At 70.1% G+C, this 5504-nt stretch carries 5 protein-coding genes; all 5 read left to right on the top strand.

The annotated features are described in order from the left end of the window. The first annotated feature begins 337 nt into the window (after positions 1-337). Positions 338-1468, top strand: a complete 1131-nt coding sequence (gene dnaN, locus ABZ646_RS38895) for a DNA polymerase III subunit beta (RefSeq protein ID WP_360530130.1) — start codon at positions 338-340, stop codon at positions 1466-1468. Positions 1469-1644: 176 nt separating this feature from the next. Then, positions 1645-2520: a phosphogluconate dehydrogenase (NAD(+)-dependent, decarboxylating) gene (gene gnd / locus ABZ646_RS38890; RefSeq protein WP_360530127.1), complete on the top strand. Its 876-nt coding sequence runs from the start codon at positions 1645-1647 to the stop codon at positions 2518-2520. 37 nt (positions 2521-2557) lie between these two features. After that, positions 2558-3679 carry a DNA replication/repair protein RecF gene (gene recF, locus ABZ646_RS38885; RefSeq protein WP_360530124.1) on the top strand — a complete coding sequence of 374 codons (1122 nt, stop codon included), beginning with the start codon at positions 2558-2560 and terminating at the stop codon, positions 3677-3679. Continuing rightward, positions 3676-4203, top strand: coding sequence for a DciA family protein (locus tag ABZ646_RS38880; protein ID WP_360530121.1), 528 nt, complete (start codon positions 3676-3678; stop codon positions 4201-4203). The genes recF and ABZ646_RS38880 overlap by 4 nt, the downstream gene beginning before the upstream one ends. A 420-nt stretch (positions 4204-4623) precedes the next feature. Next, a partial coding sequence (locus ABZ646_RS38875; protein ID WP_360530118.1) for an ATP-binding protein occupies positions 4624-5504 on the top strand: 881 nt, incomplete at its 3' end.

The following is a 5504-nucleotide window of genomic DNA, read 5'->3' as shown; positions in this document are numbered from 1 at the left end:
GACACCGAGTTGTCCACCGGCTCCACCCACAGGGGCAGTGGACAAAATCTCGGCCCTGAGCTGGGCAAACGAGGTTATCCACGGTATCCACAGCCCCTACTACTACTCCCAACTAGAGAGAGCTGGGAATCCGTTTCGAAGAGGGCCCTGTGCACAACTCGCTCTTCGGCCTCTGACCGCGCCTCGTCACGACTTGACCGCGACGGGCACCAGCTGTCAGTGCGGTGCGTCAGACTGGTCCCCGGTGTTCTTCCCCTCCCCGGGGCTCACGACACCGAGTCAGACGACGAAGGCGAAGCAGGGCGAGAAGCGCCGGCAACAGCAGGAGGCGGCTTAGGTGAAGATCCGGGTGGAACGCGACGTACTCGCGGAGGCAGTGGCCTGGGCGGCACGCAGCCTCCCGGCCCGTCCGCCGGCGCCGGTCCTCGCCGGCCTGCTCCTGAGGGCCGAGGACGGCCAGCTGAGCCTGTCCAGCTTCGACTACGAGGTGTCCGCGAGGGTCAGCGTCGAGACCGAGGTCGAGGAGGAGGGCACGGTCCTGGTCTCCGGCCGTCTGCTCGCCGACATCTGCCGTGCGCTCCCCAACCGGCCCGTGGAGATTTCCACAGACGGTGTACGGGCGACGGTGGTCTGTGGATCCTCGCGGTTCACGCTGCACACGCTGCCGGTGGAGGAGTACCCCTCGCTGCCGCAGATGCCGAACGCCACGGGCACGGTCCCCGGCGAGGTGTTCGCCTCCGCCGTCTCCCAGGTGGCCATCGCCGCCGGCCGTGACGACACGCTGCCGGTGCTCACCGGTGTGCGCATCGAGATCGAGGGCGACACGGTCACCCTGGCCTCCACCGACCGCTACCGCTTCGCGGTCCGTGAGTTCCTGTGGAAGCCGGAGAACCCGGAGACGTCCGCGGTGGCCCTGGTGCCCGCCAAGACGCTCCTGGACACCGCCAAGGCCCTCACGAGCGGCGACAGCGTCATCCTGGCGCTCTCCGGTTCCGGCGCGGGCGAGGGGCTGATCGGTTTCGAGGGCGCCGGCCGTCGTACCACCACGCGGCTGCTCGAAGGCGACCTGCCGAAGTACCGCACGCTCTTCCCGACCGAGTTCAACTCGGTCGCCGTGATCGAGACCGCCCCCTTCGTGGAGGCCGTCAAGCGCGTCGCCCTGGTCGCCGAGCGGAACACCCCGGTGCGGCTCAGCTTCGAGCAGGGTGTGCTGATCCTGGAGGCCGGTTCCAGCGACGACGCACAGGCTGTGGAAAGGGTTGACGCCCAGCTGGAGGGCGACGACATCTCGATCGCCTTCAACCCGACGTTCCTGCTCGACGGTCTGAGCGCGATCGACTCGCCGGTCGCCCAGCTGTCGTTCACGACGTCCACCAAGCCCGCGCTGCTCAGCGGCAAGCCGGCGCTGGACGCCGAGGCGGACGACGCCTACAAGTACCTGATCATGCCGGTGCGCCTCAGCGGCTGAGTTGTCCACAGCTGTGCACGGTGCCGTGTGCCTCCTGTGGGTACCCGGCACCGTGGCGCGGTGGGTTTTCCCAGGTGAGCGCCCATGCCCACAACTGTGCGCACAGGGCCGGGATTAGGCTCGGGTGCGGGTACGAAAGTGCCTCTCCTGCCACACCGCGACCTAAGGAACAACTGATGGAGCTCGGTCTCGTCGGCCTCGGCAAGATGGGCGGCAACATGCGCGAGCGGATCCGCCGCGCGGGCCACACCGTCGTCGGATACGACCGCAACCCGGACCTCGCCGATGTCCACAGCCTGGAAGAGCTTGTGGGCAAGCTCAGCGGGCCACGCGTGGTGTGGGTGATGGTCCCGGCCGGCGCCCCGACCCAGTCCACGATCGACGAGCTGGCCGAGCTGCTGGAGCCCGGTGACGTGGTCGTCGACGGCGGCAACTCGCGCTGGACGGACGACGAGCGGCACGCCGAGGAGCTGGAGGCCAAGGGCATCGGCTTCGTCGACTGCGGGGTCTCCGGCGGCGTCTGGGGCCTGGAGAACGGCTACGCCCTGATGTACGGCGGCGACGCCGAGCACGTCGAGAAGGTGCGGCCCGTCTTCGACGCGCTGAAGCCCGAGGGCGACTTCGGTTCGGTGCACGCCGGCAAGGTCGGCGCGGGGCACTTCGCGAAGATGGTCCACAACGGCATCGAGTACGCGATGATGCAGGCCTACGCCGAGGGCTGGGAGCTCCTGGAGAAGGTCGACTCCGTCACGGACGTGCGCGAGGTCTTCCGTTCCTGGCAGGAGGGCACGGTCATCCGTTCCTGGCTGCTCGACCTCGCGGTGAACGCCCTCGACGAGGACGAGCACCTGGACAGGCTGAAGGGTTTCGCCCAGGACTCCGGCGAGGGCCGGTGGACCGTGGAGGCCGCGATAGACAACGCGGTGCCGCTGCCCGCGATCACCGCGTCGCTGTTCGCGCGGTTCGCGTCCCGCCAGGACGACTCGCCGCAGATGAAGATGATCGCCGCGCTGCGCAACCAGTTCGGCGGCCACGCCGTAGAGGCGAAGTAGAGAAGAAGCAGGGCACGGGGAGGCCGGCGAAACCACCATGCACGTCACGCATCTGTCGCTGGCCGACTTCCGCTCCTACGCCCGGGTCGAGGTCCCGCTCGACCCGGGCGTCACCGCCTTCGTCGGCCCGAACGGCCAGGGCAAGACCAACCTGGTCGAGGCCGTCGGCTACCTCGCGACCCTCGGCAGCCACCGGGTCGCCAACGACGCCCCTCTGATCCGCATGGGCGCCGAGCGCGCGGTCATCCGGGCGCAGGTCAGGCAGGGCGACCGGCAGCAGCTGGTCGAGCTGGAGCTGAACCCCGGCAGGTCCAACCGCGCCCGCATCAACAGGTCCTCGCAGGTCAGGCCGCGGGACGTGCTGGGGATCGTACGGACCGTGCTGTTCGCGCCCGAGGATCTCGCCCTGGTGAAGGGCGATCCCGGTGAGCGGCGGCGGTTCCTCGACGAGCTGATCACGGCTCGTTCTCCGCGGATGGCCGGGGTGCGGTCCGACTACGAGCGCGTCCTCAAGCAGCGGAACACCCTGCTGAAGACCGCCGCCCTCGCGCGGCGGCACGGTGGGCGGTCGATGGACCTGTCCACGCTGGACGTGTGGGACCAGCACCTCGCGCGGGCCGGCGCCGAGTTGCTCGCCCAGCGGCTGGACCTGATCGCCGCGCTGCGGCCGCTCGCCGACAAGGCCTACGAGCAGCTGGCGCCGGGCGGCGGCCCGGTCGGGCTGGAGTACAGGCCGTCGGCGCCCGGCGAGGCGCACGCGCGCGAGGACCTGTACGCCCAGCTGATGGCCGCTCTCGCGGACGCCCGCAAGCAGGAGATCGAGCGGGGGGTGACCCTGGTCGGACCGCACCGCGACGACCTGGTCCTCAAACTCGGCCAGCTGCCCGCCAAGGGGTACGCCTCGCACGGCGAGTCCTGGTCGTACGCGCTGGCGCTGCGCCTCGCGTCGTACGACCTGCTGCGCGCCGAGGGCAACGAACCGGTGCTGGTGCTCGACGACGTGTTCGCCGAGCTGGACGCCAGGCGCCGCGAGCGGCTGGCGGAGCTGGTCGCGCCCGGTGAGCAGGTGCTGGTCACCGCGGCGGTGGACGACGACGTACCGCATGTGCTCGCCGGTGTGCGCTATGCGGTGGCGGACGGGACGGTGGAGCGCGTATGAGCACCGAAGGACCTGTACCCGGGAAGGAGCCTTCCGGTGTCGACCTCGCGCGCGTGGCGCTCAGGGCGGCGAAGGAGGCGGCACGCGCGCGAGGCGACGCGGCGCAGCAGAAGAAGCAGGCGCGGCGCGGTGGTCTGCGCTCCGGCGCGCGCGCCGACGGCCGTGACCCCATGGCGCTCGGATCCGCCATCAACCGGCTGATCACGGAGCGCGGCTGGGAGGCGCCGGCCGCGGTCGGCGGGGTGATGGGCCGCTGGCCGGAGATCGTCGGTGAGGACCTGGCCAAGCACTGTGTGCCGCAGCGGTACGACGAGGACGAGCGGGTGCTGGTGGTGCAGTGCGACTCGACGGCCTGGGCGACGCAGCTGCGTCATCTCGCGCCGGCGTTGGTCGCACGTCTGAACGAGGACCTGGGGCACGGCACCGTGCGCCTGATCAAGGTGCTGAATCCGGGCGGTCCGGCCCGGCGCTACGGCCCGCTGCGGGCCCCTGGGAGCACCGGCCCCGGCGATACCTACGGGTGACTTACGTCACGCTCGCAGCCGGGTGCGGTGCCGTCGTACGGCCGTCCCGGCCGGTCGTCGTACAACCGCACGCGGTTGCGAATCGCGACCTGACCCCGGAGTAGCCAAGGGTTGACAGCTGGAAGCGCTGAGTGCCTCCGTGAGCCTCTTGGAGCCCCCATCCGTATATCGGGAGTCGGCGGAGGCGGGTTCAGGGCGGCACATGCGGACTCAGGTACCGGCAAACCCCCATCACTGTCGGCGCTACCGGTAGACTGGGAGACAATCCCGCCCCGAACGTGGGGACCGTCCGGGAAAAGCTGAGCAACGCTGATCAAGGCTTACCAACGCAACATGCCGCAGCCGCTCCGGCAGCCCTCGTCACGGGGGTGACCCCCAGGAGTCCGGCTCGTGCTGTGCCAGTGCCAGAAAGGGCGCTTCGTGGCCGATTCCGGCAACCCCAACGAGAACATCCCGTCCACCGACGCCGGCGCGAACGGTGAGGTCACCGCCTCGTACGACGCCAGCGCCATCACCGTGCTCGAAGGGCTGGACGCGGTCCGCAAGCGACCCGGTATGTACATCGGTTCCACCGGTGAGCGCGGTCTGCACCACCTGGTCTACGAAGTCGTGGACAACTCCGTCGACGAGGCTCTGGCGGGCCACGCGGACACCATCGACGTGACGGTCCTGGCCGACGGCGGCGTGCGCGTCGTCGACAACGGCCGTGGCATCCCGGTCGGCATCGTGGCGTCCGAGGGCAAGCCGGCCGTCGAGGTCGTGCTGACCGTGCTGCACGCGGGCGGCAAGTTCGGCGGCGGCGGCTACGCGGTCTCCGGCGGTCTGCACGGTGTGGGTGTGTCCGTCGTGAACGCGCTGTCGTCCCGGGTGTCCGTCGAGATCAGGACCGACGGTCACCGCTGGACGCAGGACTACAAGCTGGGCGTCCCGACGGCTCCGCTGGCGCAGCACGAGGAGACGAGCGAGACCGGCACCTCGGTCACGTTCTGGGCGGACCCGGACATCTTCGAGACCACGGAGTACTCCTTCGAGACGCTCTCGCGGCGCTTCCAGGAGATGGCGTTCCTCAACAAGGGCCTGACCATCCGGCTCACCGACGAGCGCGAGTCGGCGAAGGCCGTCGCCGGGGCGGACGAGGCGGGCGCGGACGAGAAGTCCGAGGTCAAGACGGTCACGTACCACTACGAGGGCGGCATCGTCGACTTCGTGAACACCGGCAGCACGGAGCCGACGCCCTGCGCGACCGCGGCGAGACGGCGGGTCTGCAGCTCCTGCGACTTGGGGCCGGGGATGGCGGTGAC

It is taken from the genome of Streptomyces sp. NPDC007162, assembly GCF_040634175.1.
GTDB lineage: Bacteria > Actinomycetota > Actinomycetes > Streptomycetales > Streptomycetaceae > Streptomyces.
Note: the sequence above shows the minus strand (reverse complement) of the source record. Positions and strands in the feature narration are given on the sequence as shown.